Origin of the sequence: Microbacterium sp. 5K110 (genome assembly GCF_005774735.1) — a bacterium.
Classification (GTDB): domain Bacteria; phylum Actinomycetota; class Actinomycetes; order Actinomycetales; family Microbacteriaceae; genus Microbacterium.
Genome location: NZ_VBUM01000052.1, coordinates 1 through 24984 on the forward strand (window position 1 = coordinate 1; position 24984 = coordinate 24984).

Below are 24984 nucleotides of genomic sequence, written 5' to 3' on the forward strand. Positions count from 1 at the left end.
GATGTGAAGAGGGGCCTCGAGAGGTGCCTAAATGCCAGTGACGGTTCTGTCAGAAGGTATGGCTGCGGCCTCCGTGCACAGCGTTCGCAGTTCGTCCGAGACGAAGAAGAGACCCTTGTATCTCCCCACCATTCCGGGCGCGTGGCGAAGGATCACTCCAAGGACGGCGCTCGTAGCGTCTAGTGATTGCGCTGCCACAAGGTCAGCATGAACCGACAACGCCTCCTGCAAGTCTCCGTTAGTCATCTGCGCCGCCGTCAACCAGCCGCCTACCGTGTCCGCCAGACGTCGCCGATCTTCGGGAAGTCGGTCGGGAAAGTACGTAGCGAGGATTTCTATGGTCACAGCCGCGTCAACCATCGGTTGAGGAGTTGCAACGGTGGGGTCGGTGGGCATCATGACTGAATCAATGTCGTCGATCGTGCGATCAATCATTTCGAGGATTCCACGCATCTGGGCAACGAGCCTGAAGTTGCTCCAAGAATAGTTTCTACCCTTGTAATCAAAGTCATGAGTCGCAGCGTCCAGAGCATGCTGCAGAACGGTCGTGAACTGGATTTCGCACTCCTCAACGAGAAGCGGATGTCTGTCGAGATATGACTGCGGAGGTCGTACAAATACCTTTGGTTCGTGATATCGAAAATCGCTCGGACCAACTTCAATCGGACCAGGGTCATCGACGATCAAGTCGCTAGCCTTCAGGAACTCGATCGCTTTGGGGATCTCGTTCCTATAAAGCACCACGACCGTCAACCCCAAAAGGTCGCGCAATCCCTTTACATCCTCCAGCTTGCCGGCCAAGAGTTTCTGATGGATACTCTTCGCTTGCTTCTTCCGTACCGTGATCGCTTCCACATTGAGGCCTTGCAGTGCGGCAATCAGCTTGGGCTCGATGACGCCTCGCAGCGCGTCCAGGTCCTGTTCGAGATTGGCTCGCCAGATTGTCAGCTTGGCTGGAATCATTGCGCCTGGGCCATCACTTGGGCAAGTGTTTCTGCGCGCGATGTACGATTGGCAGCCTTGTTCGATCCCTGGCGTGCCGAGAGCACATATTGAACAGCGCGGGGTGTCTCTCCGCGGTCGAGTTCGGCGGCGAAGGTCAGCAGCCGGTTGGCCGTATCTTCGGCCCGGGGAAGATCGCCACGGTCGCGAAGATCGATCAGTGCCGCCCACAATGAGTAGAAATCGGCAACATTGGAGAACCGTGTCGATGCGAGAGGCAGGTGGTCATCGAGTTCCTTGAGGTAGGAAACGGCATCCGCGAACCGCTTGTTTATTCTCCGGGCACCCGGGACTTCCTCGTCCCACTCTGCGTACTTCTCGTCGAGATAGTCCTTACCGTCCTGGATTCCGTTGGCGGCGACGACGTAGAATTCTGACACATACTCCACGTCGAGCATGCGTCTCCGGCGGGCGTCAGTTACGAGACCAATCTGCTCCCAGAAGGAGTCCTCCGCCAGCTCCTCGACCTTCCGAATGAAGGCGCCATCAAATTGAGCGTGGCGGAGTTCCTGCTTGTTGAGGCGTGCGACATTCCGATTCAGGCGGTCGAATGCTTGATTGAGTTCGGCCGAAGTTGTGTTCGTCACCATCTCCACGGTGAAGAGGTACTCCAGAATTCGAAGCTTGTCGTCCTTGGAGAAATCTTCGTAGTAGCGACCCGCCAGCCCCATGTCGTTGAGTGAATCAGGGGCGGAGAACTCATTCCGGACGAAGAGCAAGATGGTTGTCAGTCTTTGCTTGCCATCGAGCACTCGATACTCAGTCGGGCGGTCGGGGTCAACAACTCGGTCAATGAAGATCGACTGGGTTGGATAATTGCGCAGAACTGAGTCGATGAAGAAGCGTCGGTACTGCGGGCTCCATACGCTTCGTCGCTGGTACGGCGGATCCAGGTTGAGGCGCCCGGTGTCTTCAAGATCCAGGAACCAGCTCACTGTCTGCGGGCTCGGTGTGCGCTCGAATCTCTTGGTTGTCATATTTGCCTCACTTGTTTCCGGAAACGTCCGTGAGGCAACTATGGCGCATGTGCGGGGCCGTCTGCCCTTCAGCGCACGGGAATCCCGCACATCTGGGCCGATCGGGTCCTGAGCGTCGGTGGGTCTCTTCGCTAGAGGGCCGGTGCTGGATATCGGCTCAGGCCAGCAGCCGCGAGCGGGCATGCGCACCGGACGCCACATACCCGAGCTGCCCCACCACGGATCCGATGACAGCTTTCCCGAGCTCCATGGGGACGGCGTTCCCAAGTTGCCGCTGCACATCCGCCCGGGTTCCCTGGACTCTGAAGTCGTCCGGGAAGGACATTAACCGAAGGATCTCCTCGATCCGCAGTCTCCGTGCGCGCTCACCCGATGCCGTCTTGACGTTCTCCCAATGGAAGGGCCCAACCCAAGGTCCGGGCTGGGCTTGGAGGGTCGATGAGGGGCGATCCGGATGCAGGCGAAGCAGGAAGGTCCAGTACCGGCTGCGCCAGTCGAAGACGTTTCGCCCGTCGTATCGGTCTGTGTGCCACAGATAGTTCTGTCCGGGCGGAATCTCGGCGGCAAGTTCGCCGTAGGTGCCGTCAACGATCTCCTCGGCTACAACTCGTGCGACGGCAGGGAGAGTTCGGAAGGCGTCGGCGGCGGTTACGTGAGGAATCTTGGTTGCGTCGACCTTGCGATCGCGCTCGCTCCAACCCGAATGCGTGGGCTCTGGGAACTCCAGCTTCTTCCCGTCGCGGCGCCCGATCACGAACACGCGTCTCCTGAGCTGAGGGACTCCGTAGTCCGCCGCCAGCAGTACCCTCCACTGAGGGTTGTAACCCAGTTCTCCAAGAGCCTTGAGGAGCCTCTCGAACTGAGCGCGGTGGGTCTTGTATGTGAGCCCCTGCACGTTCTCGAGGACAAAGGCCTCGGGCTGAGTGTCCTTCACGACCCTCACGTACTCGTCGAGAAGCGAAGCGTTCGGGTCACGGCTCTCACGCTTTTGCTCCAGCCAGAACCCCGACTTGCTGAACGGGGTGCAAGGTGGGCCCCCGATGACGAGCGCCGGTTCACCAGAACGGAGCTTGGCGGTATCGAGGATCTGCTCGGTGCTGATCTCGCGGATGTCGCCCGTCACGGTCGGCACACCATCGAAGTTCGCTCGGAGCGTCGACAGCGCCTGCTCGTTGTAGTCAGTGGCAACGGCGACCCGAAGAAGGCCTGAACCGGTGTCTTCACTGACCAGGGCCTCGCTGTCAGCTCGTTCGGCGGCGAGGTCCAGTCCTCCAGCGCCAGAGAACAGGCTTACGACCGGCAGCTGCTCCGCCATTGTCACCTCGATTCTTCGCCCGCGGGCGTCTTGACAGTCCAGTATCTCCGACCCGATGTTGCACCATGCCTCCGACATGCCCCACTCGTTGGTGCAGATCCTCTGCGTGGGATGCTGTTGCCGTGACTGACTCGATCGACCTTGCCGCCTGGTTGCGGTCCGTATGCAGCGACTACAGCTTTGACCTGCTGGGGGTCTACCAGGAGCGCGGTGACCACGACTGGCCGGTCACTGTCGCGAACGCGGCGCAGCTTAGACAGCTCGTTGTCGACGGCGGCCACATCCTGCCGTTGCCGAAGGAGCCGGCGTCACTGGCGAACGTCCTCGAGGTGAGTGTGGCTGACTTCGTTGCCGAACGCGCTCGCGAAGTCGGCGCAATAACCACCGTTCGAGGGACTGAGCGTGGGTACCCGGACTTGGAGTTCACGGGACCCGCTCTGGCGGGCGAGTTCCACGCGGTCGATATCAAGGTTGCTCGACGAAAGCCGACTGCCAGAGGCGTAAGCAAGAACACGCAGAGCCGCATCACGCTCTATACGGGGAACACCTACTTCCGCTACCCAGCCCTGCGCTGGCCCGGTACTTTCCGTCCCTTCGCCGAGTACGAATCGCATTTGGACATCATCGTCCTGTACACACTTAACGAGGACACCCAGTCTCGTGTCGAGGACCTCGAGATCATCGTTCAACCCGCCTGGCGCATAGCGAGCAAGCAGCGATCTTCGACCACGCGCGAATACATCGGGGCCGTGGTCGACATCGATGATCTTCGACACGGACGCGGCGAGTTTCAGACACCGGAGGAGTTCTACGCCTACTGGCGCAAATACGGCTTCAAGGTAGGGAAGGTGGTCCAGCAGCAGTTGGACAAGATGCTCAAGGGCTGAAGGAGAGAGTTCTCTCCTTCAAGCCCGGTCAAAGCCACCCCCGCTCCACCGCCACCCGCACGGCATCCGCCCGATTCCGCCCGCCGGTCTTCCCGATCGCGCTGGACAGGTGATTCTTCACCGTCCCCTCGGACAGGTGCACCATGCGCGCGATGTCGGCGATCGACCCTCCGGCGCGGGCGGCGGCGAGCACGTCGGTCTCGCGCTCGGTCAAGGGAGAATCCCCCTGCGCCAGCGACTCGGCGGCCAGAACCGGGTCGACCACGCGGAACCCGGCGGAGACCCGCCGCACGGCATCCGCCAGCTCCGCCGCGGGGGTGTCCTTCACGACGAATCCCAATGCCCCGGCCTGCATGGCACGCGCGAGGTATCCGGGGCGGCCGAAGGTCGTGACGATGAGGGCGCGGCATCCGGGAACCTGCGTGCGCAGAAGAGACGCGGCGGCGATGCCGTCGATGCCGGGCATCTCGATGTCGAGCAAGGCCACCGTCGCACCCGACGCGCGGGCAGCCTCGACCACCTCGTCGCCGCGGCCGACCTGGGCAACGACCTCGATGTCGGGCTCCAGACCGAGCAGGGCGGCGAGGGCGCCGCGCACGAGCGCCTGATCGTCGGCGATGAGAAGTCGGATCACCACGTCACCCTCACTCGGAATCCGCCGAGGTCGCTGCGCCCCACGGTCATGCGGCCGCCGGCGGTCTCGACGCGCTCCCGCAGCCCCGGCAGCCCCGAACCCGACGAAGAAGCGCCACACGGCCCGCGCCCATCGTCGGCGACCTCCACCGATCGAGAGTCCAGCGACACCCGGCACACGGATGCCTCGGCGTGCCGCACCACGTTCGTCACCGCCTCGCGGACCACCCACCCCGCGAGCTCGCGCCGGTCGGAAGGCACCTGATCCGTCGACCCGGGCAGCTCGGGCGCGACCCCGGCGCTTTCCAGCGCCGCGCGGGCCGCGGCGAGCTCGCCGCTGATGCTCACGCCTCTATATCCGTGGACCGTCGCGCGGACGTCGGCCAGCGCCCCGCGCGACAGCTGCTCGATCTGCGCCACCTCGTCGCGGGCGGCCGGGGAGCCGGCATCCATGAGTCTTCCGGCGAGCTCGGCCTTCACCGTGATCACGGTCAGCGAGTGGCCGAGGATGTCGTGCACGTCGCGCGCGACGCGGCTGCGCTCGCGCTCGGCGGCGAGTTCGGCGACCTGCTCCTGCGCGGCCCGCAGGCGCTCGAGGGTCGTGATGTTCTGCACGAAGCTCAGCATCATGATCGAGATGGACAGGATGATCGCCGAGTTCAGGACGTTCGTGAACGTGTCGGCGCCGCTCCACTCCCCCACCACGAACGACAGCGCGCTCAGCAGCGCGACGAGGATCCACGTGGGGCGCCGTGCGACGCTCGACACCGCGACCGCGACGCCGACGAACGTCCACATCCACCGCACGTCGCCGCCGATCCACGGTGCCAGGCTCAGGCTCAGCGCGAACATCACGGCGCCGGGGAGCAGGCGGCGCCACCCCGAGGTCGTGCGGCGCGCGAACGGGACGCTCGCGAGGAACACGGCCGCGAACACCACCACGATCAGCGTTCCCACGGCGTTAGCGACGGGATCGGGCACTTCCCAGATCGACACCAGCGTCGGGAAAGTCCAGATGAGCGAGATGCCCCCGCCGATGAACCACCCCCGCGTGAACGGACGCCGGCCCGGGGCACCGAAGCGCCGCGGGCTGGTCGTCTCGTTCATGTCCTTCACGATAGGGCGGCTCACGAACGCCGCGTGTCCCGCCGGAAGAAGTAGACCGTGCCCGCGAAGAACACCGCCATCCACACCACCGCGTTGATCAGGGCGCCGAGGTCGAAGGCATCCCCGGTCAGCGGCGCCCGCGCCAGCTCGGCGATGCCGTACACGGGCGTCAGCTTGCCGACCGTCTGCAGGAAGTCGGGCATCGACGACAGCGGGTAGAACAGTCCGCCGAGGAACGACAGCAGCACCACCGCGAGGCTCGTGATCTGCGCGACGTTCTCACCCGGCACCATGTACCCGACCATGAGTCCGAGCGTCGTGAACACCGCTCCGGCGAGCAGCCACGCGGCCAGGCCCGTGACGATCCACTGCGCCGCCGACAGATCAACCCCGACCATGGATGCCACGACATACGTCGCGACCACGGCGATGAGCCCGAACAGCATGCCCGCCAGGAGCTTCACGATCACATTCACGAGCGGGTTCAGCGGCGTGAGGCGCAGCTGCCGCGTCCACCCCTGCGCGCGCTCGACCGCGACCGCCGCACCCGTCTGGGTCGCCGACATCATCGCCCCGTACATCGCCATCGAGACCATGATGTACGCGGCCACCGACACTCCCCCGTCGGCCACCGGCACCTCGGTGAGCGGCTGGTCGAGCATCTGGTAGCCGATGATGAAGAACATCAGCACCGGGAACGCCACCGTGAAGAACAGCGCCCGCGGGTTGCGGAGCTTGCGGACCAGCTCGATCCGCAGATACGTGAGCGTGAAACCCCCCAGGACGGGGGCGGGACGGTCGAGGCTGATGGCGGTCATCGGGTTGCTCCGTTCGAGGCGTCGGCGGATGCCGGGGAGTCGATGGTGAGCGCGACGAACACGCTCTCGAGGTTCTGCGCGGTGATCTCCAAATCCCGTGCCGGCGTCGCGGTGAGCAGGTGCTTCGCGAGCGCGTCGGAGTCGCGCGTGTGGAGCGTGACGCGCTCGCCGCTGGCCTCGACCGAGTCGACACCGGGCACGGATGTCAGCGCCGCGAGGTCGGCATCCGGAATCGTCGCCTGCACCACACGACCCGAGACGAGGTTCTTGATCTCGGCGGTGGTGCCGTCGGCGACGATCTCGCCGCTGCGCATCAGCACGATGCGGTCGGCGTACTCGTCGGCCTCGTCGAGGTAGTGCGTCGCGAACATCACGGTGCGGCCGCGGGCGGCATCCGTCCGGATCGCGTTCCAGAACGAACGGCGGGCCTCGACGTCCATGCCGGTGGTCGGCTCGTCGAGGATCAGCAGCGCCGGATCGCTCACGAGCGCCATCGCGAAGCGCAGCCGCTGCTGCTCTCCGCCCGAGCAGAGTCCGACGCGACGATTCGCCAGATCTCGGATGCCGGCCCGCTCGAGCGCCTCGTCCACGGGACGCTTCTCGGCGAACAGGGATGCCGTGAGCTCGACCGTCTCGAGGACGGTGAGGTCTTTCAGCAGACCCCCCGTCTGCAGGACGGCGGAGACGAGGCCGCGCGACACCGCCCCGCGCGGGGTGTGCCCGAAGACGCTGATGGAGCCCGCGTCGGGGTTCGTGAGGCCGAGGATCATGTCGATCGTCGTGGTCTTGCCGGCGCCGTTCGGGCCGAGGAACGCCACGATCTCGCCGGGCTGCACCCGCAGATCGACGCCGCGGACGGCGTGGACGGAGCCGAAGCTCTTGACGACGCCCCGCGCGTCGATCGCGGCGGGGGCGGTAGTGGAGGATGCCATGTCCTCATGCTGGCCCGGCGCCCGGCCCCGTGCCTGGGGCGGGGGTCACCTTGTGGGGGTGACGTTCGTCATGGGTGTTATGGGCTGGGCGAGGCGGGCGGCTGCGCGCACCGGGAGGTCGAGAGGAGGTCGACGACGACTCCCTCGTCACGCGTGAGGACGGAGACGTCGACGGTGCTGTTGGCGTAGCCGGTGGCGATGAAGCTGATCGCCGGGTAGCTCAGCTCGAGGCGTGTCTCCTCGACAACGAAGTCCTCGCCGAGGGCCGCGGGCAGCCCATCGACGAACGCCTGACCGTCGAAGCCCCCCGGGGTCTCGATGGTCCACTGACCGGTGTAGAAGACCCCGTCTCCGGAGCAGCCGAACGGCTTGTCGGAGGGATTCTTATCGACCCTGAGGCCGGCCGGGAGTTCGTCGACGACGCGCTGCAACGCCGACTGCGATTCTCCGCGCACCGTTTCGTAGGTCGGCAGCGGTGTCGGTGCGCAGCCGGCGAGGGCGAGCGCGGCTACCGCGAGAAGTGCGAGCGCGGGGCAGGTGGCATCCAAAGCCGTGAAATCCTCCCCCGGTGGCCTCGCGACACATCGGAACCGGCCGTGTGATCGACCCGGCGAGGTAGCGGCCGCGAGTGACACAGACTAACCGGTTCGGATCCTCAGCCTGCCGGGGTGGCCGCCGGGGACTGGTCGTAGTAGTCGTACGGATTGCCGGGCACGCAGATACCGCCCAAGCTGATCGCATAGGTGGGTGCCGTTGCGAAAGAGATGGCCTTGACCGGTCCTCCGCTGCCGAAGACCGCGGGGACGGGGCGCGATTCGATGCGCGAATCGATGCCCAGCGAGGTCCAGTAGTCCGCGACACGTTGAACGTCTCCAGCGGGGTCGGCCCCAAGATTCGTCGTGAAAGCGCCGTGTGCGAAGGAAACGCCGTCCTGATTGTCGACCCGGCATTCCTGCGGGGCGGCGAAACCCTGTCGAATCAGGGTCCAATCGCTTCCTCCCGCGGCTTCTATCGTGCCGTTGAGGATCGTCAGGGCCTGATCGCGTGCATCTTCCGGGCTCATTGCGGCTTGCTTCGGTGAGCAGCCCGATAGGGCGAGCGTCGTCGCAAGAAGAAGAGGCAGGACATTTCTTCGCACGGTCAGACCGGCTTCGACGCGCGGATCGTGTAGCTCAGCGGCATGACCGACGGCTGCTCGGTGAGGGCGTATTCGCCGTCGGGACGCAGGGTCATGCGGCCGGGGAGGGCCTCCCACGGCACGCTGTCGTGCTCGATGAGCGCGTCGAGCCGCAGCCCGCGGTCCAGCAGCGCTGTGACGATCTCGCCGAGGCTGCGGTTCCACTCGTACGTCCGGGTCGACTGCAGCGGAGCGGACACCTCGACGTAGGTGCTGTCGTCATCCCACTCCAGCGGTGCGGGCTGCTCGAAGTACGGGAACGCGAGCGTCAGCCCCGGGAGCGTCTCGTTCATCGACCACAGCACCGGGTGCCCCTCGCGGATGTGCAGCGTGCCACCGGGAGCCAGCAGATCCGCGACCACACCGGCCCATTCCGTGATCGACGGCAGCCAGCACAGGGCTCCGATGCCCGTGTAGACGAGGTCGAACTCCCCCGCTGGCAGCACATCTGTCGCGCGAGAAACGTCCGATTGGATGAAATCGACGGCATCACCTGTCTCGGCGACGAGACGGCGCGCCTCGGCCACCGCGTTCTCCGAGAAGTCGAGCCCCGTCACCCGCGCACCCAGGCGCGCGAGCGACAGAGTGTCCGTGCCGATGTGGCACTGCAGATGTACCGCCCGCCTGCCGGCGATGTCGCCGAGCAAGGGCAGGTCGAAGCGCACGACGTCGCTCAACGCGGTGCGGTCCTCGACGTACCGCAGCACGCCGTATCCCGACCCGTCGCGAGCGGCATGCAGAGTGGCGCGCTCGTTCCAATTGGCGCGGTTCGCATCGATGTACTCGGCGGTCATGGCATCCCTTTCCGGTCGTACAGCCTTGCCACGATACAGATTCCGGATGCCACTCCCCCGGGCCTGCACCCGGCGGTAGGCCGTGACGGCCCATGACGCCGCCCCCTCCCGGTGTCGGGGGCCCGGGTTAGCGTGGAGAACATGTCGGGCAGCGTCTATGTCATCCACGAGAACCCCCAGTGGCTTCCGCCGTTCCAGGCGGCGTTCGAGGCCGAGGGGGTTCCGCTCGAGGAATGGCTGCTGACGGACGGGTCCATCGACCTCTCCGTCGAGCCGCCCGAGGGCGTGTTCTGGTCGCGGCTGAGCGCGTCGGCGCACACGCGTGATCACGCGGCGAGCAAGGAGTACGGCCGTGCGGTGCTGCGCTGGCTCGCCTCGTGGGGTCGCACGGTCGTGAACGGCGCCGACGTCCTCGAGCTCGAGGTCAGCAAGGTGGCGCAGCACGCCGCGCTCCGGCACGCGGGCGTCGAGGTTCCGCGCACGACGGCGGTGTTCGGTACCGCGCAGCTCGCGGCGAAGGCCGAGGAGTTCGAGGCGCCGTTCATCAGCAAGCACAATCAGGGCGGCAAGGGCCTGGGCGTGCGCCGGTGGGAGATGCACGCCGAGTTCGCCGCGTGGGTCGACGGCCCCGACTTCGAGCCGTCGCCCGACGGCATCACCCTGCTGCAGGAGCTGCTGGTCGCTCGCGCGCCGTTCGTTACGCGCGCCGAGTTCGTGGGGGGCGAGTTCGTCTACGCCGTCCGCGTCGACACGAGCGCGGGCAGCTTCGAGCTGTGCCCGGCCGAGGCGTGCGCGATCCCCGGTGCCGACGGCGTGGAGCCCGAGCCGCTGTTCCGCCTCCGCGACGACGTCGACCCCGCCCTCGTCGACCGCTACCTCGCGTTCCTCGCGGCCGAGGGCATCGGCGTCGCCGGGATCGAGTTCATCGAGACCCGCGACGGCCGCGTTGTCACCTACGACGTGAACACCAACACGAACTACAACCCCGACGTCGAGGCATCCGCTCCCCGTTCCGGTCCGCGCCAGATCGCGCGCTGGCTCGGGGCGCTGCTCGAGCAGGACGCTCCGGCCCTCGCGCAGCGCTGACCGCGCTGCGCCGCGGCGGGCGTCCGGCAGCTTCCTGCCCCGTTCAGTGTCCTGAACACGCGGATGCCACTGCGCTCGGTCCGCGTGTCTTGGGCACTGAAACCGGGGAGCGACCCCCTCACACGTCGCGCAGCGCCTCCAGCCGACGCACGCGCGGGATGACCTCGGCGGCGAAGCGCTGCAGCTCGGGCAGGTGCGGCGAGAACTGCAGCAGCAGCGTCGAGACCCCGACGTTCGCGAACGCGACGATGCGCTCGGCCACCTGATCGGGCGTGCCGACGAGGTTCGGACGCAGGCCGCGGTTCGAGACCGAGTACTCCTTCAGGTCGACGGGGGTGTCGAGCTTCGACTTGCTCACGAAGTCCTGGTACGAGCCGTAGGCCGCTCCCCCGCGGACGTCGGTGATGCGGTCGATCTCGGCCTGCGCCTCGTCTTCCGTGTCGCGCACGACCGCGTAGGCCGCCATGCCGAACGCCTCGAACGGCGTAGCGCCCGCCTCGGCGCGGCGACGCCGCATGTCGGCGACCTTCGTGGACAGCTCATCGAGCGTGCCGCCGTGCGTCAGGTACGCGTCGGCGAACCGCGTGATCGCGTTACGTCCCGCCTCGCTCTCTCCCCCGGCGTACAGACGCGGGATCACCCGCGGCTTCGGCTCGAGGAACGTACCCTCGGTGCGGTAGTACTCCCCCTCGTACGCAAACGGCGTCTGCGTCCACAGGCCGCGCAGCACCTCGACCCATTCGATCGTGCGCGCGTACCGGTCGTCGTGGGCGCTGAAGAGCCCGTCGTACTGCTTCGCTTCCTCCGCCCACCATGCCGACACGACGTTGAGCGTGAAGCGCCCGCCGCTGATCTCGTCGATCGTCGCGGCCTGCTTCGCCGTATGGAACGGGTTATGGAACCCCGGACGCACGGCCGCGAGCAGCTCGAGTTTCGACGTAACAGCCGCCAGCCCGGCGGTCACCGCCCACGCGTCGAGCGACGGCGCCTCGACGCCCTTGATGTCGTTGAGGTTCAGCTCAGGAATGAGCGTGAGGTCGAACCCGCCCTCCTCCGCCGCCCGCGCGATCTCCGCGATGTGCGCGAACGACACCGGCGTCTGCTCGTCGTCGACGTTGCGGAGCCATCCGCCGAAAATCGGGGTCCAGTAGCCGAAGCGAACGCGTTGGGGGGAAGTCATGGCATCCATCCTCACCCGGCATCCGCATGCCCGGTTCCGCGCGGCGCAACCGAGCGTCACGGCAGTACTGGTCGAGTCAGCGACGGGTTCATCTCCAAGTGATCGCGATCAGGATCATGTGCTTAAGTAAATAACTTATAAAAGGCTGGCGATGCCGCTCGCCGCCCGCCATGCTGGTGTCCTCGACGAAGAGGAGGGGCTCAGCCCATGAAAAGAACACGACTGCTCGGTGTCCTCGGAATGGCGGTGGCCGCGCTGTGTGCCACGATCGCTGTCCAGCCGACGTCGCCAGCGAAGGCCTTTCAGCCTTCCACGCGCGCGAGTGTCATCCAGTATCTGAACTCCATCACCGGCTCGAGCATCGTCTCGGGTCAGCACAACAAAGAACCCGCGTCGCAGCCGGGGCAGTACACCCAACAGGTCAAGGACATCACGGGCCAGTACCCGGGGCTGTGGGGTGGGGACCTGTTCTTCACGGCGACGGATGCCGCGAACCGCCAGCGGGTCGTCGACCAGGCCAAGACCGAGTGGCGCAACGGGTCGCTCGTGACCCTCGCCTGGCACGCCTGCCCGCCGACCGGCCCGAGCACGTGTGCGTTCGAGGGCGGGGTGAAGAGCAATATCTCGGACGCGCAGTTCCTGCAGATCATCACGGGCGGGACGGCGCTGAACACCACCTGGCGTCAGCGGATGGCGGAGGTCGTGCCCTACCTTCGGCAGCTGCGCGACGCGGGCGTCCCCGTGCTGTTCCGTCCGTTCCACGAGATGAACGAGACCTGGAACTGGTGGGGTGGACGCCCCGGCGTGAACGGCAGCGCGAAGATCTACCAGCAGATGAAGGACTACTTCGACGCGCAGGGGCTCACGAACCTCATCTGGGTGTGGAACGTGCAGGACAACCCGAACGCCAACTGGTCGAGCTACTACCCGGGGTCGTCGTACGTTGACGTCGCGTCGTTGGACGTCTGGTACAAGAGCTACCCGAGCTCAGGCGACTACGCGCAGCTGCAGAACATTGCCGCGGGCAAGCCCATCGCGATCGCCGAAATGGGCAAGGTTCCGAACGCGAACCTTCTCACATCGCAGACACGGTGGTCGTACTTCATGGTGTGGTCGGAGCAGTTGCGCCAGAACAACACCAACGCCGAGATCCAGGCCGGCTACTTCCACTCGCGAGTGCTGAATCAGGGCGAGCTCGGCCTGCCCTGACCGTCGTCACGGCCCGGCGAAACGCAGCGCCGGGCCGTGACCCGGTGCGAGCTGGCCCTGCAGGGTGAGCGCGGCGGCGCCGATGGCGGCCGAGTCGGTGGGGTTGATCGACAGCTCGACGGCCGTGGGGTGTGCATTGCGTGCGAAGGCGCGCCCCATCGCCGCTCGCACCTCGCGGACGAAGATCGACCCGGCCGTTGCGACACCGGGCCCCGACAGCACGACCTCGTCGAGGTCGAAGAGGTTGGCGAGGGTCAGAACGGCACCCGCCACGGCGCGTGCACTCTCGGTCACGAGCGCTGCCGCCAGCGGCTGACCCTCGACGGCCGCGCGCGAAAGGACCTCCCAGTTCTGGGCGACCGTCGCGCGTTCATCGAGCTCGAGTGTCCGCGCGAGATTCTGCTCCGCCAGGGCCTTGGCCACGACGACCCGCGGGGCGGCGATGACCTCGAGGCATCCCACGTTTCCGCAGAAGCATGCGGGGCCGGCGAGGTCGACCGTGATGTGTCCGAGCTCGGCCGCGTTCGAGCTCGAGCCGCGGAAGAGGGCACCGTCCGCGACGACGCCCGCCCCGATCCCGGATCCGATGTACACGCACGCGAACGAGCTGTACCGCGAGACTCCTCGACTCCAGAACTCACCCAGAGCGGCCGCACTCGCGTCGTTGTCGACCAGCACCGGCATGTGCAGCGCTGCCTCGAACGCCGAGCGCAGCGCCACCTCGCGCCAGTGGGGCAGGGTCGGCGCCTCGATGACGGTGTCGGGGTCGGGGCGCATGGGTCCGGGCAGGACGACGGCGACACCCTGCACGCTCGCCGTGGGGATGTCCGCCGCGGTCATGAAGGCCCGCATGGACTCTGCGAGGCGCTCGATGACACCCGCGGGCTCGTCGTCACCGACCCCCGGCAGGCGCTCTCGCGCGACCACGCCGCCATTGGTGTCGGTGGCCACCAACGTCACCGACTCGAACCCGAGTTGGATGCCGACTCCGTGGCGCGCCCGGCGGTTGATGTCGAGCAGGCGTCGCGGCTTGCCGCCGGTTGAGGGCACCGTTCCGGCTTCGACGATGACCTCGTCGTCGAGAAGCTTGCGCACGATGAGCGAGATCGCCGGCTGGGTCAGTCCGGTCGCGGTCGTCAGCTCCACGCGGCTGATGGGGCCGGCGGAGCGGATCAGGTCGACGACGAGCGCGCGGCTGCCGGGAGACTCCGGCGTCGCCTGCGGCCGTGCCATCGGTGTGCCTCCTGCGGCGCTCGGTAGATTACGCAGGGCCTGGATGAACCCCGAGAGGATCGTACCCGTGACGCACTTGCGACCACCCATCGGTCTCGCGCTGGTGCGCGACACCGAGATCCTCGGCGCGGAGCCCTACTTCCACGACCTCATCGCGGGCATCGAGGAAGTGACCCTCCCCCAGGGGCACCCGGTGCTGCTCCGGGTGCTCCCGTCGCGCGCAGACGAAGACCGGCTGTATCGATCGTGGACGGACACCCGGGCGGTGGCTGCCGTTCTGCTCGTCGACATCCAGGAGGATGATCCGCGTCCGGCCCTCTCGGTCGAGCTGGGGCTTCCGGCGGTGGTGGTCGGCCCGCCGGTCACCGAGAACCTCATGACGGTCTGGACGGACGACGATGCCGCGATGCGTCTCGCAGCCGAGTACCTCATCGGGCAGGGTCACCGGGAGATCCTGCACGTGGGCGGACCGACGCATATCCGGCACTCGTCGTCTCGCCGGGACACCTTCGCGCAGACGTGCGCCGAGGCCGAGGTCGTCGCGCGCCTGGCCACGGGGGACTACTCGCGGGCGTCGGGCGAGGCTGCGACGGTGGCTGCGCTGCGGGAGCATCCCGACATCACCGCGGCGGTGTACGACAGCGACCTGATGGCGCTCGGGGGCCTCGACGCGGCCGCGACCGTGGGCCGCGGTGTGCCGGAATCGCTCGCGGTGATCGCCTGGGACGACTCTACCCAGGCGCAGCTGTCGACCCCTCCCCTCAGCGCCATCGCGCGGGACACCCGCGCTGTCGGTCGACTCATAGGGCGAGCGGTGTTGGACGTCATCGCCGGCGAACCCGCCGCCGTACGGCACGCCGCTGATGCGGCGCTGCGCGTCCGACGCAGCTCCGACCGAGACCGACCCGTTACATAAATTATTTATCTAACCCCTTGACCTCCTCCTCCTTCTCACCGATGCTGGGTTCATCGCCGCACGGCGACACCCCACCCACCGGTCGAAGGAGCCTGGTCGTTGTCTCATCCCCGAACTTCCGTCCGCAGCCTCATGGCCGCGACGCTCAGTGCTTCGGTCGTCGCCGGATCATTGCTGGCCGCCCCAGGGGCCGCCGCCGCAGCCCCCGTGGCATCCGCCCTCGATCTCACGTCGAAGAACACCGCCTTCGTCGAACGTGACGGTGCGCGGCTGACGCTCGACGGCCAGGCCTTCCGCGCCAGCGGCACCAACATCTACTGGCTCGGACTCGACGAGAACGTGGGCGGCGTCGACTACCCGACGTACTTCCGCATCAAAGACGCGCTCGACACCGCCAGCCGCATGGGCGTCAACGTCGTGCGCTCGCACATGATGACCTCCACCGGTCAGGACGACGCGAACCCGCTAGCGATCATGCCGCGCCTGGGTGAGTACAACGACGAGGCGTTCCGCACGATCGACTTCGCCGTCGCCTACGCCGGTAGCCTCGGCATCCGCCTCATCCTGCCGCTCACCGACGAATGGGCCTACTACCACGGCGGCCACCGCGACTTCACGACCCCCCTGGGGCTCGAGTCGGCCGACTTCTACACTTCTCCCGACGCGATCGCGGCGTATCAGGAGTACGTCGACGTGGTGCTCTCGCGCACCAACCCCCTCACCGGGGTCAAGTACGTCGACGACCCCACCGTCTTGGCCTGGGAACTCGGCAACGAGCTCGAGGGCATGACCCTCGACTGGATCAACGCCCAGGTTGACTTCATCGCGGAACGGGCACCCCAGCAGCTCATCGCCGCCGGTCGCCGTTTCGACATCGATCCCGACACGCTCGCCGCACCCGATCTCGACATCGTCGACGTGCACTACTACCCGCCCACCGCGGAGCGGGTGTCGGCGGATGCCGCGACCGTCACCGAGGCGGGCAAGGTCTACATCGGCGGCGAGTACGCCTCGACCGCCGCCAGCTCCGCCCTGCTGAATGCCGCGGCCTCCGACGAGAACGTGTCGGGCATGTTCTTCTGGTCTCTGTTCGGCAACAACGACCGCGGGGGTCTCGTGCCCCACGACGACGGCTTCACCCTGCACTACCCGGGTGAGACGGACCGGATGCGCGAGTCGGTGGGGGCGATCGAGGACTTCGGCCGTGACCTCGGCCTGCCGATCGCGACCGGTCCCGCCGACGCGCCGCTCATCGTCTCGATCGAGCAGAACAACGCCATCAACCGCATCTCCTGGCGCGGATCCGCCGAGGCGCAGGGCTACCTCGTGCAACGCAGCGTCGACGGTGGAGCGTGGAGCGATCTGAACGCCGAGTCCGGTGCCGCTCTGTCCCCCGTCACCGACCTCGAGTCGCCCGCCGGTGCCGCGTACCGCGTCGTGGCGCGCACCGCCGACGGCTCCGAGACCGCATCGGACACCGTCGAGCCCGACGGCGCGACGGTGACCGCCGACCCCTTGTCGGACTGGCGCATCGTGTCCGGACACAGCGGTGCCGAACTCGTCGCGCCCGAGGGAGCGCTCGCCGTGGACGCCACGGCGACCGCCGTGTGGCGTGCGGCGGGCATCCGTGCCGCCGCATTCCGGCTGGACGACGCCGAGGGCGTAGAGGTGAGCGTCAGCGTCGACGGATCGACGTGGACCACCGTGCCCTCCGAGAGTCGCGAGGTCGACGGCTCGAGCGAGGTGGTGGCATCCACCATCGAGGGCGAGTACGTCCGCGTGAGCTGGGCCCGGGGCTCCGTGCTGGAGCGGGCGACCGTCTGGAGCGCCGCGCCCCGCGTCGCGCTGTTCGACCCGCTCGACGACTTCAGCCGCACCTCCGCCCACAGCGGGAGCCTGTCGTTCGACACGGGCAATCCGGCGCAGTTCATGGGTGACACCTCGCGTCTGAAGCGCGACGCCGCCGACGGCGCCGAGTCGGTGACCTGGGCCTATGACGGCATCTCCGGCGCCGACCTCATCGCGTTCTACTGGCCCGACCAGCCCGTCATCCCGCTGACCCTGTCGGGATCGAGCGACGGCGAGCAGTGGCGCACGCTCGACCCCGCCATCGACGGGGGCGACGGCAACTGGAAGCGCTACGTGTACCGCCTACGCGATCTGCAGGACGTGAACCACCTGCGCGTCTCGTGGGACGGAGCTGCCGGCGAAGTCTGGACGCCGCAGCTGTCGCAGATCTCGCTGTACTCGCCCAACGCACCCGAGCTGGGTGCGCCGGGTGCGGTGACGGCGGACACCCCGGCCGACGGCGCGAGCGACATCCGGGCGACCCCCGCGTTCCGGTGGACACCCGGCACGGATGCCGCCTACTACCGCTTCACCCTGGCCACCGACGCCGCGCTGACCGACGTGGTCGCTTCCGCGACGGGGCTGTCGTCGCCGTCGTACCGGCCCGCGATCGACCTGCAGCCGCAGGCCACCTATCACTGGCGCGTGGATGCCGTGAACGGTCTCGGCTCCACCAGCTCGTCGACGTGGAGCTTCACGACCGCCGCGCGCCCGACGAGCGACCTCGTGATCGACGACTTCGAGTCCTATGTCGACGACGCCGCGCTGACCCAGGCCTACGTGCGCAACACCGGAGGCGGCGCGATCACCCCGACCCTCCGGGCGCAGCAGGGCGACCACGCGGGAGTCTTCACCTACGACCTCGGTGCGCCCGGGTACGCCGGTGTGATCCGCACTCTCACGGAACCTCTGAGCTGGTTCGGTTACGACGGCATCGGTCTGACCGTCGACGCGCCCGTCGGCGCGACAGTGACCGTGCAATTCGTCGCCTCGGGCGGGTACTGGGAGACCCAGGTCCCCGTCGAGGAGCCCGGCGCCCAGCGTGTGGAGCTCGGTTTCGAGGACTTCGCACCGCCCGCCTGGGCGGGGGAATCCCGTCTCGACCTGTCCGAGGTCACGCAGATCGCGCTGTACGTAGCCGGGACGGCGCAGGGCGCCGTAGTCGTCGATGACATCGCCGCGCTGGCGCCCACCGTCGCCCCCGGTCCCGGGCCCACGCCCACTCCGGAACCGACCGGTACGCCCGACCCCACCACGGCGCCCACGGCGGCTCCGGTCGAGGACACCGGACAGACGCCGGCATCGGGCGAGGGCTCGCCCGCTTCTGGCGCGGCTGCCGACCCGTCCGGCTCGCTCGCAACGACCGGCTCGACCCTGCCGGCCGGGGTGGCCGTGATCGGCATCCTCCTCCTGCTCACCGGTGCCGTCAGCGTCGTTCTCCGTCGCCGTCGCACCCGTTCCTGACCCGCTACCCGCACACCCCCACACGCGGTGCGGCGGCGATGCCGCCGCCGCACCCTCTCGAAGGAGAAACCATGAATAGGCACCTCATAGCCGCCGCCGGCCTGACCGCTGTGGCGGCCCTGACCCTCGCCGGTTGCTCCGGCGGCGGGCCGGCCAGCACCGACGAGAACCCGTCCGGGGAGATCACGGTCCTGACCAACCGCACCGACATCGTCGATACCGTCTTCGCCGACTACGTCACCGAGTTCCAGAAGACCTACCCCGACGTCCAGGTGAAGTTCGAAGCGCTGACCGACTACGAGGGCGACGTCCGCATCCGCCTGAACTCGCGCGACTACGGCGACGTCCTGCTCGTCCCGACGTCCAACGTCACGCGCGATCAGTACCCCGATTTCTTCGAGCCGCTCGGCGACGAGGAGGAGTTGTCCGAGACGTACCGCTTCACCAACGACGGCGCCTACGACGGGACCGTCTACGGGCTGTCGACCTTCGGGTCGGCGATGGGCTACGTCTTCAACCGCGACGTCTTCACGGCCGCGGGTGTCACGACGCCCCCGGCGACCGAGCAGGAGTACCTCGACGCTCTGCAGAAGGTCAAGGACACCGGCGTCACGCCGTACTACACGAACTACAAGGACGGCTGGCCGCTGTCGTCGCTCGCCGGCAACATAGGCGGTATCACCGGCCCGGACGCGCTGAACGAGATGACGACCGATGACGCGCCGTGGAGCTCCGGTAAGGACATCTACGCCATCGACGGTCTGCTCTACGACACCGTCGCCGCGGGCCTCAGCGAGACCGATCCGACCACCACCAACTGGGAGGAGTCCAAGACGCTCCTCGCGAACGGCGAGATCGGGTCGATGATCCTCGGTTCTTGGGCCGTGACCCAGATGCAGGATGCCGCCGAGGCCGCCGGGAAGTCGCGCGACACGATCGGCTTCTGGCCGATGCCCTGGCAGACCGACGGCCAGTTCACCTCGGTCACCGCAACCGACAAGCTGCTCGCCGTGAGCAAGTTCTCCGAGAACAAGCCGGCCGCCAAGGCGTGGGTCGACTGGTTCGAAACACAGTCCGGCTTCGCCGAGAGCCAGGGCGCGATCAGCCCGCTCAAGGCCGACGATGCCCCCGCGACTCTTTCCGACTTCACCGACCTCGGCGTGGAGTACATCGAACTGGACCCGCGCCCCCAGGGCGAGGAGAGCCTGATCACCGACATCGCCAACACCGCGGAGATCACCCTGTTCGGCGAGCAGTACCGCCAAGAGCTCATCGACACCGCCCGCGGCGCCCGCGACGGCGACAAGGAGTCGTTCTTCTCCGACTTGAACTCGCGCTGGGGCCAGGCGGTCTCCCAGAGCCAGTGACACGCCGATGCGGGGCGGGCGCCGTAGCCCGCCCCGCATCACCCTTGACGGAAAGGAGTGCGCGATGGCCATCGCCGAAGGCACCCCCCTCGAAACCTTCCCCGCCCGACGACGCGTACGTCGGGCGGGTCCCCGTCGCTCCGCCGCCCGCGGCTGGCGCGCCACCCCGTGGCTCTTCCTGATCGTGCCGCTGGCGTTCCTCATCCTCTTCACGTACGTCCCCGTCGTGAATTCGTTCTGGTACAGCGTCACCGACTGGGACGGACTGGACCCGCAGCAGAATTTCGTCGGCCTCGACAACTACATTCAGATCTTCACGCGGCCCGAGTACTTCCAGGTGTTCGCGGTCAGCCTGTACTACCTGCTCGGAGCGATCGCGCAGTTGGGCCTGGCGCTGCTGTTCGCGGTTCTCCTGAGCTTCCGCACCCGCTTCAAGAACTTCTTCAAGGGAGTCATCTTCTTCCCGTACCTCATCAACGGGGTCGCGATCGGGTTGATGTTCCTCTTCTTCTTCCGACCGGGCGGCACCCTCGACAGCGTGCTCGCCGCCCTCGGCCTGGTCGATCCGCCGCAGTGGCTGGGCGACCCGTCCATCGTGAACGTCTCGCTCGCGGCGACGTCCGTGTGGCGTTACATGGGGCTCAACTTCGTGCTGTTCCTCGGTGCCATCCAGTCGGTCCCCGCCGAGCAGTACGAGGCGGCGGACCTCGACGGCGCGAACTCCTGGCAGAAGTTCCGTTTCATCATCCTGCCGAGCATCCGCCGCATCCTGGGGCTCTCGTTGATCCTCGCCGTCTCGGGCGCGCTGTCGGCGTTCGAGATGCCCTACATCATGACCGGCGGAGCGAACGGGTCCGAGACCTTCGTCATCCAGACCGTCGACACCGCCTTCCGCTTCGCGCAGGTGGGTCTGGCGTCGGCCATGGCCGTGGTGCTGCTGGCGATCGTGCTCATCATCACCGCCGTGCAGCGACGGTTCTTCCCCGACGAGAAAGCGAGCGTGCAATGACCGGCACCCTCACCCCCACCGACGCACCGCCCCGCGTCGCGCCGGCGCCGGCGGAGAAGCGCCGCCGGCGGGTCGACCTCGGGTGGATAGCGACGGTGTTGAAGTACACGGCGCTGGTGGTGGGGAGCCTGTTCGCACTGCTGCCCATCGTCACGATCTTCGCCCTGGCGTTCAAGACCCCGGAGGAGTACCGCTCGACCGGTCCCCTGGACCCGCCGTCGAACTGGTTCAACCTCGACAACTTCGTGATCGCCTTCACACAGGGCGGGATGCTGACCGGCTTCGTCAACACCGCGGTCATCCTCGTCGTATCCATCACGGGGACGATCTTCATCGGGACGATGACCGCGTACGCCGTGGATCGGTTCCGCTTCCGGGGCCGTGCTCTCGTCACCGGCGTCTTCCTGCTCGCGACGCTCGTCCCCTCGATCACCACGCAGGTGGCGACGTTCCAGGTGATCAGCGCCCTCGACCTGTTCAATACGCGGTGGGCGGCGATCGTGCTGTTCACCGGCACCGACATCATCGCGATCTACATCTTCCTGCAGTTCATGCAGAACATCCCCGTCGCCCTCGACGAGGCCGCGATGATCGACGGCGCCAACCGATTCACCGTCTACTGGCGCATCATCCTGCCCCTGCTCAAGCCCGCCATCGCGACGGTGGTGATCATCAAGGGGATCGCGGTCTACAACGAGTTCTACATCCCGTTCCTCTACATGCCCTCGCGAGACCTCGGAGTCATCTCCACGTCGCTGTTCCGCTTCATGGGGCCTTTCGGGTCGCAGTGGGAGGTCATCGCCGCCGGCACCATCCTCGTCATCGTCCCCACCCTCGTCGCCTTCCTCTTCCTGCAGCGATTCATCTACAACGGACTCACCTCTGGAGCCACCAAATGACCGACGTCACCACCGCCCGACCCGTCGCCTCCCGCGCCGTGGCCCTTCCCGAGGTGTGGAACCTGCGCGCCGTCGACGGGCCCGTGCCCGCCGACATCGCGGGCCGCACGATCCCGGCGCGCGTGCCCGGCCTGGTCCACGTCTCCCTCCTCGAGGCGGGACTCATCCCCGACCCCTTCCTCGACCGCAATGAGCACCAGGTCACGTGGATCGGACAGAGCGCCTGGGAGTACGCCACGAGCTTCACCTGGGAGGCGGACGGGCAAGATCGTCACGAACTGGTCTTCGAGGGTCTCGACACCTTCGCCGAGATCGTGCTGAACGGCCACTCGCTCGGGCGCACGCGCAATCAGCACCGCACGTACCGCTTCGGGGTCGACGAGGCGTTGCGAGAGGGCGAGAACGAGCTCGTCGTGACCTTCGCCTCCCCGGTGGCGGAGGCCGACCGGGCGAGCCTGGAGATCGGGTACCGCCCGCACACCTACTTCCACCCCTTCAACGCCGTGCGCAAGGCCGCTTGCAACTTCGGATGGGACTGGGGACTGGATGCGGCGTCGTCGGGCATCTGGAAGCAGGCACGCCTCGAAGCCTGGTCGGGGGCTCGTCTGGCCGCCGCTCGGCCGGTGGTGACGGTCGAGGACACCACGGGTGTCGTATCGGTGCACGTTGAGATCGAGCGCGCCGACGAGTCCGACTATCGCGTCGTGGTGGCGCTCGCCGACGGTCGTACCTCCCACCTCGACCTCACCGACGGGGCGACCGCGGGCGTGGTCGAACTGCGCGTGGCCGACGTCGAGCTGTGGTGGCCTCGCGAATTCGGTGAGCAGCCGCTGTACGACCTCTCTGTCACTCTCGAGCGCGAAGAGGTGACGATTGCCGAGCGGACGCACCGCATCGGGTTCCGAACGGTTGACGTGCAGCTCGAGCGCGACGATGAGGGCACCTCGTTCCGTTTCGTCGTGAACGGCGAGCCGGTATGGATCCGCGGGGCCAACTGGATCCCCGACGACGCGTTCGTCACCCGTGTCACTCGTGAGCGTCTTGCCCACCGCCTCGACCAGGCCGAGTTCGCGAACATGAACCTCCTGCGCATCTGGGGCGGCGGCTACTACGAGTCGGACGACTTCTACGACTTGTGCGACGAGCGCGGCATCCTCGTCTGGCAGGACTTCCTCTTCGCCTGCGCGAGCTATGCCGAGGAGGAGCCGCTCTGGTCCGAGGTCGAGGCCGAGGCGCGCGACAATATCGCGCGGATCATGCCGCACCCGAGCCTGGCGCTGTGGAACGGCAACAACGAGAACGTCTGGGGCTACGAGGAGTGGGGCTGGGCGAAGCGCCTCCAGGGTCGCACCTGGGGCCTCGGATACTACCTCGACCTTCTCCCCCGTCTCGTCGCCGAGCTCGACCCGGCGCGGTCGTACACCCCGGCGAGCCCCTGGTCGGGTGACCCCGCGATCTTCGCCAACGATTTCGATCATGGCTCCGTTCACCTCTGGGAGCTCTGGAACCGCGTCGACTACCCCGCGTACCGCGACATCCACGCGCGCTTCGTCGCCGAGTTCGGATGGCAGGGCCCGGCGACCTGGTCGAGCATCACCCGCGCCATCTCGGACTCGCCCCTCACGCCCGAGTCGCCCGGGATGTTCCATCACCAGAAGGCGACCGATGGCAACGACAAGCTGACCGACGGACTCGTGGCCCACCTGCCGCTGCCAGACACCACCGAGGACTGGCACTGGGCGATGTCGCTGAACCAGGCGCTCGCCGTGACCGTGGGGATCGAGCACATGCGCTCCGAGTCGCCGCGCTGCATGGGATCCGTGGTGTGGCAGCTCAACGACTGCTGGCCGGTCACCTCGTGGGCGGCCGTCGACGGCTACGGTCGCGCGAAGCCGCTGCTCTACGCGCTGCGCCACGTGTACGCCGATCGTCTGCTCACGGTCCAGCCGCGTGACGGCGGTCTCGCCGCCATCGCGGTCAACGACACGTCCGTTCCATGGAGCGGACCGGTCGTCGCCCGGCGGCTTTCGTTCGACGGGACGGTCCGTGCCGAGGCCCACTTCTCGTCCGACATCGACGCGCGCGGCGAGGCCACTCTCACGTTGCCCGACGACGTGGCCGTACCCGTGGATGCCGCGAGCGAACTGATCGTCGTCGAATCCGCCGGGACGCGGGCGTTCTGGTTCTTCGCTGAGCATCGCGAATCGGCGCTCGCCCGCGCCGAGGTGACCACGAGCGCTCGGCGCACGGCATCCGGAGTCGAAATCACGGTGGAGGCCCACAACCTCGTGCGCGACATCGCCCTGCTGGTGGACAAAGTCGACCCCGCGGCGGTGGTCGACGACATGCTCGTCACCCTGCTGCCCGGCGAGTCGGTCACCTTCCGGGTGCAGACCGACTGGGACGGAGAAGCCGACCGCTTCTGCGCACCCGACGTGCTGCGCTCGTCGAACCAGCTCGTCGCCGACTGGAACTGATCGCACGCGGGCAGGGCTGGGCCCTGCCCGCGTCCACTGGGGGAAGACCCATGCACGACACCTTCGTCCTCGCCGTCGACATCGGCGGCACCAAGTTCGAGACCGCCGTGGTCGGCGGCGACGGTTCGATCGTTCCCGGCACACGCTTGCGTCGCGCGACCGGACGGGCACGCGACAGGGGCAAGACCGTCGCGGCACTGCGCGCGAGCATCGCCGAGAGCCTCGCGGCCGCGCCGTCGCCGGTGTTCGCCGCAGGCATCGGATCGGCGGGTCCCGTCGACCTCCTCGCCGGAACGGTCAGTCCTCACAATCTCCCCCTGCTGGGAGGGCTGCCCGTTCGGGAGATCGTGGCGGACGCCGCGGGCGTGCCCGCGGTGCTTCGTCTGGACGGAACGTGCATCGCCGTCGCCGAGAGCTGGCTCGGGGCGACGCGAGGCAGCGAGGTGTCGATGAGCATGGTGGTCTCCACCGGCGTCGGCGGCGGGATCGTCGTCGACGGGCGCCCGCTGGCGGGCGCCTCCGGCAACGCGGGACACATCGGGCAGATCCACGTGCACGTCGGTGAACCGACCGCGGCCGTCGAGGACAGCACCCTGGAGGCCGTGGCATCCGGTCCGGCGACCGTGCGGTGGGCACGCGCACGGGGGTGGGAGG

The 24984-nt window shown here is 67.4% G+C and carries 22 protein-coding genes; 10 read left to right on the forward strand and 12 right to left on the reverse strand.

The genetic code is table 11. The features are described 5' to 3' along the window. Positions 1–27: 27 nt before the first annotated feature. From FE256_RS11950 to FE256_RS11960, 3 genes are all read right to left on the reverse strand, one after another. A complete protein-coding gene (locus tag FE256_RS11950) occupies positions 28–963 on the reverse strand; it encodes a nucleotidyltransferase family protein (RefSeq protein ID WP_138175900.1) in 936 nt (311 codons plus the stop codon). After that, positions 960–1937, reverse strand: coding sequence for a DUF262 domain-containing protein (locus FE256_RS11955; protein ID WP_171024316.1), 978 nt, complete (start codon positions 1935–1937; stop codon positions 960–962). Before FE256_RS11955 ends, FE256_RS11950 begins: the two co-directional genes overlap by 4 nt. A gap of 199 nt (positions 1938–2136) precedes the next feature. Then, positions 2137–3372, reverse strand: coding sequence for a DNA cytosine methyltransferase (locus FE256_RS11960; RefSeq protein ID WP_212743513.1), 1236 nt, complete (start codon positions 3370–3372; stop codon positions 2137–2139). 44 nt (positions 3373–3416) lie between these two features. On the opposite strand from FE256_RS11960, the gene FE256_RS11965 reads away from it, so the two are divergent. Further along, entirely contained in the window at positions 3417–4181 is a 765-nt protein-coding gene (locus FE256_RS11965; RefSeq protein ID WP_212743514.1) for a type II restriction endonuclease, read from the forward strand. 28 nt (positions 4182–4209) lie between these two features. Here the strand turns inward: FE256_RS11965 and FE256_RS11970 are convergent, their stop codons facing one another. The 7 genes from FE256_RS11970 to FE256_RS12000 all read right to left on the reverse strand — a co-directional run bounded on the left by FE256_RS11970 (position 4210) and on the right by FE256_RS12000 (position 9642). Beyond that, positions 4210–4815 carry a response regulator transcription factor gene (locus FE256_RS11970; RefSeq protein WP_138175906.1) on the reverse strand — a complete coding sequence of 202 codons (606 nt, stop codon included), beginning with the start codon at positions 4813–4815 and terminating at the stop codon, positions 4210–4212. Further along, on the reverse strand, positions 4812–5921 hold the full coding sequence (locus FE256_RS11975) for a sensor histidine kinase (RefSeq protein WP_138175908.1): 1110 nt from the start codon (positions 5919–5921) through the stop codon (positions 4812–4814). Before FE256_RS11975 ends, FE256_RS11970 begins: the two co-directional genes overlap by 4 nt. 20 nt (positions 5922–5941) lie before the next feature. Next, positions 5942–6739, reverse strand: coding sequence for an ABC transporter permease (locus tag FE256_RS11980; protein WP_138175910.1), 798 nt, complete (start codon positions 6737–6739; stop codon positions 5942–5944). Then, positions 6736–7671: an ABC transporter ATP-binding protein gene (locus FE256_RS11985; RefSeq protein ID WP_138175913.1), complete on the reverse strand. Its 936-nt coding sequence runs from the start codon at positions 7669–7671 to the stop codon at positions 6736–6738. The genes FE256_RS11980 and FE256_RS11985 overlap by 4 nt, the downstream gene beginning before the upstream one ends. Before the next feature lie 77 nt (positions 7672–7748). Further along, positions 7749–8219 carry a hypothetical protein gene (locus FE256_RS11990; protein WP_138175915.1) on the reverse strand — a complete coding sequence of 157 codons (471 nt, stop codon included), beginning with the start codon at positions 8217–8219 and terminating at the stop codon, positions 7749–7751. A gap of 107 nt (positions 8220–8326) precedes the next feature. Further along, positions 8327–8734 carry a hypothetical protein gene (locus tag FE256_RS11995; RefSeq protein WP_138175918.1) on the reverse strand — a complete coding sequence of 136 codons (408 nt, stop codon included), beginning with the start codon at positions 8732–8734 and terminating at the stop codon, positions 8327–8329. A gap of 77 nt (positions 8735–8811) precedes the next feature. After that, positions 8812–9642, reverse strand: coding sequence for a class I SAM-dependent methyltransferase (locus tag FE256_RS12000; protein WP_138175920.1), 831 nt, complete (start codon positions 9640–9642; stop codon positions 8812–8814). A 141-nt stretch (positions 9643–9783) separates the two neighbouring features. On the opposite strand from FE256_RS12000, the gene FE256_RS12005 reads away from it, so the two are divergent. Further along, entirely contained in the window at positions 9784–10728 is a 945-nt protein-coding gene (locus FE256_RS12005; RefSeq protein ID WP_138175922.1) for an ATP-grasp domain-containing protein, read from the forward strand. 118 nt (positions 10729–10846) lie between these two features. Here the strand turns inward: FE256_RS12005 and FE256_RS12010 are convergent, their stop codons facing one another. Next, positions 10847–11908 carry an LLM class flavin-dependent oxidoreductase gene (locus tag FE256_RS12010; RefSeq protein ID WP_138175924.1) on the reverse strand — a complete coding sequence of 354 codons (1062 nt, stop codon included), beginning with the start codon at positions 11906–11908 and terminating at the stop codon, positions 10847–10849. Between the two features lie 207 nt (positions 11909–12115). Here FE256_RS12010 and FE256_RS12015 point away from each other — a divergent pair, with 207 nt between their 5' ends. Further along, positions 12116–13117, forward strand: coding sequence for a glycoside hydrolase family 26 protein (locus tag FE256_RS12015; RefSeq protein WP_138175926.1), 1002 nt, complete (start codon positions 12116–12118; stop codon positions 13115–13117). A 6-nt stretch (positions 13118–13123) separates the two neighbouring features. Here FE256_RS12015 and FE256_RS12020 read toward each other — a convergent pair whose 3' ends face one another. Next, positions 13124–14350 carry an ROK family transcriptional regulator gene (locus tag FE256_RS12020; protein ID WP_138175928.1) on the reverse strand — a complete coding sequence of 409 codons (1227 nt, stop codon included), beginning with the start codon at positions 14348–14350 and terminating at the stop codon, positions 13124–13126. A gap of 67 nt (positions 14351–14417) precedes the next feature. Between FE256_RS12020 and FE256_RS12025 the strand changes: the two genes are divergently transcribed. The 7 genes from FE256_RS12025 to FE256_RS12055 all read left to right on the forward strand — a co-directional run. Then, a complete protein-coding gene (locus tag FE256_RS12025) occupies positions 14418–15266 on the forward strand; it encodes a LacI family DNA-binding transcriptional regulator (RefSeq protein ID WP_171024317.1) in 849 nt (282 codons plus the stop codon). A 99-nt stretch (positions 15267–15365) separates the two neighbouring features. Continuing rightward, positions 15366–18578: a cellulase family glycosylhydrolase gene (locus FE256_RS12030; RefSeq protein WP_138175932.1), complete on the forward strand. Its 3213-nt coding sequence runs from the start codon at positions 15366–15368 to the stop codon at positions 18576–18578. Positions 18579–18649: 71 nt separating this feature from the next. Next, positions 18650–19945 (forward strand): ABC transporter substrate-binding protein, encoded by a 1296-nt coding sequence (locus FE256_RS12035; RefSeq protein WP_138175934.1) that lies wholly within the window; start codon positions 18650–18652, stop codon positions 19943–19945. A 64-nt stretch (positions 19946–20009) separates the two neighbouring features. Beyond that, the gene (locus FE256_RS12040) at positions 20010–20954 is read left to right on the forward strand and encodes a carbohydrate ABC transporter permease (protein WP_138175936.1); all 945 of its coding nucleotides are present in this window, start codon (positions 20010–20012) and stop codon (positions 20952–20954) included. Beyond that, positions 20951–21853, forward strand: a complete 903-nt coding sequence (locus tag FE256_RS12045) for a carbohydrate ABC transporter permease (RefSeq protein ID WP_138175938.1) — start codon at positions 20951–20953, stop codon at positions 21851–21853. Before FE256_RS12040 ends, FE256_RS12045 begins: the two co-directional genes overlap by 4 nt. Then, a complete protein-coding gene (locus tag FE256_RS12050; RefSeq protein WP_138175940.1) occupies positions 21850–24330 on the forward strand; it encodes a glycoside hydrolase family 2 protein in 2481 nt (826 codons plus the stop codon). Before FE256_RS12045 ends, FE256_RS12050 begins: the two co-directional genes overlap by 4 nt. A gap of 50 nt (positions 24331–24380) precedes the next feature. Then, a partial coding sequence (locus FE256_RS12055) for an ROK family protein (RefSeq protein WP_138175942.1) occupies positions 24381–24984 on the forward strand: 604 nt, incomplete at its 3' end.

Coding starts and splice junctions, on each gene's coding strand:
- FE256_RS11975 (WP_138175908.1), bottom strand. CDS start 5,921: ATGAACGAGACGACCAGCCCGCGGCGCTTCGGTGCCCCGGGCCGGCGT.
- FE256_RS12045 (WP_138175938.1), top strand. CDS start 20,951: ATGACCGGCACCCTCACCCCCACCGACGCACCGCCCCGCGTCGCGCCG.
- FE256_RS11995 (WP_138175918.1), bottom strand. CDS start 8,734: ATGAGCCCGGAAGATGCACGCGATCAGGCCCTGACGATCCTCAACGGC.
- FE256_RS12005 (WP_138175922.1), top strand. CDS start 9,784: ATGTCGGGCAGCGTCTATGTCATCCACGAGAACCCCCAGTGGCTTCCG.
- FE256_RS12000 (WP_138175920.1), bottom strand. CDS start 9,642: ATGACCGCCGAGTACATCGATGCGAACCGCGCCAATTGGAACGAGCGC.
- FE256_RS11985 (WP_138175913.1), bottom strand. CDS start 7,671: ATGGCATCCTCCACTACCGCCCCCGCCGCGATCGACGCGCGGGGCGTC.
- FE256_RS11960 (WP_212743513.1), bottom strand. CDS start 3,372: ATGTCGGAGGCATGGTGCAACATCGGGTCGGAGATACTGGACTGTCAA.
- FE256_RS12050 (WP_138175940.1), top strand. CDS start 21,850: ATGACCGACGTCACCACCGCCCGACCCGTCGCCTCCCGCGCCGTGGCC.
- FE256_RS12035 (WP_138175934.1), top strand. CDS start 18,650: ATGAATAGGCACCTCATAGCCGCCGCCGGCCTGACCGCTGTGGCGGCC.
- FE256_RS12010 (WP_138175924.1), bottom strand. CDS start 11,908: ATGACTTCCCCCCAACGCGTTCGCTTCGGCTACTGGACCCCGATTTTC.
- FE256_RS12040 (WP_138175936.1), top strand. CDS start 20,010: ATGGCCATCGCCGAAGGCACCCCCCTCGAAACCTTCCCCGCCCGACGA.
- FE256_RS11980 (WP_138175910.1), bottom strand. CDS start 6,739: ATGACCGCCATCAGCCTCGACCGTCCCGCCCCCGTCCTGGGGGGTTTC.
- FE256_RS12015 (WP_138175926.1), top strand. CDS start 12,116: ATGAAAAGAACACGACTGCTCGGTGTCCTCGGAATGGCGGTGGCCGCG.
- FE256_RS11950 (WP_138175900.1), bottom strand. CDS start 963: ATGATTCCAGCCAAGCTGACAATCTGGCGAGCCAATCTCGAACAGGAC.
- FE256_RS12020 (WP_138175928.1), bottom strand. CDS start 14,350: ATGGCACGGCCGCAGGCGACGCCGGAGTCTCCCGGCAGCCGCGCGCTC.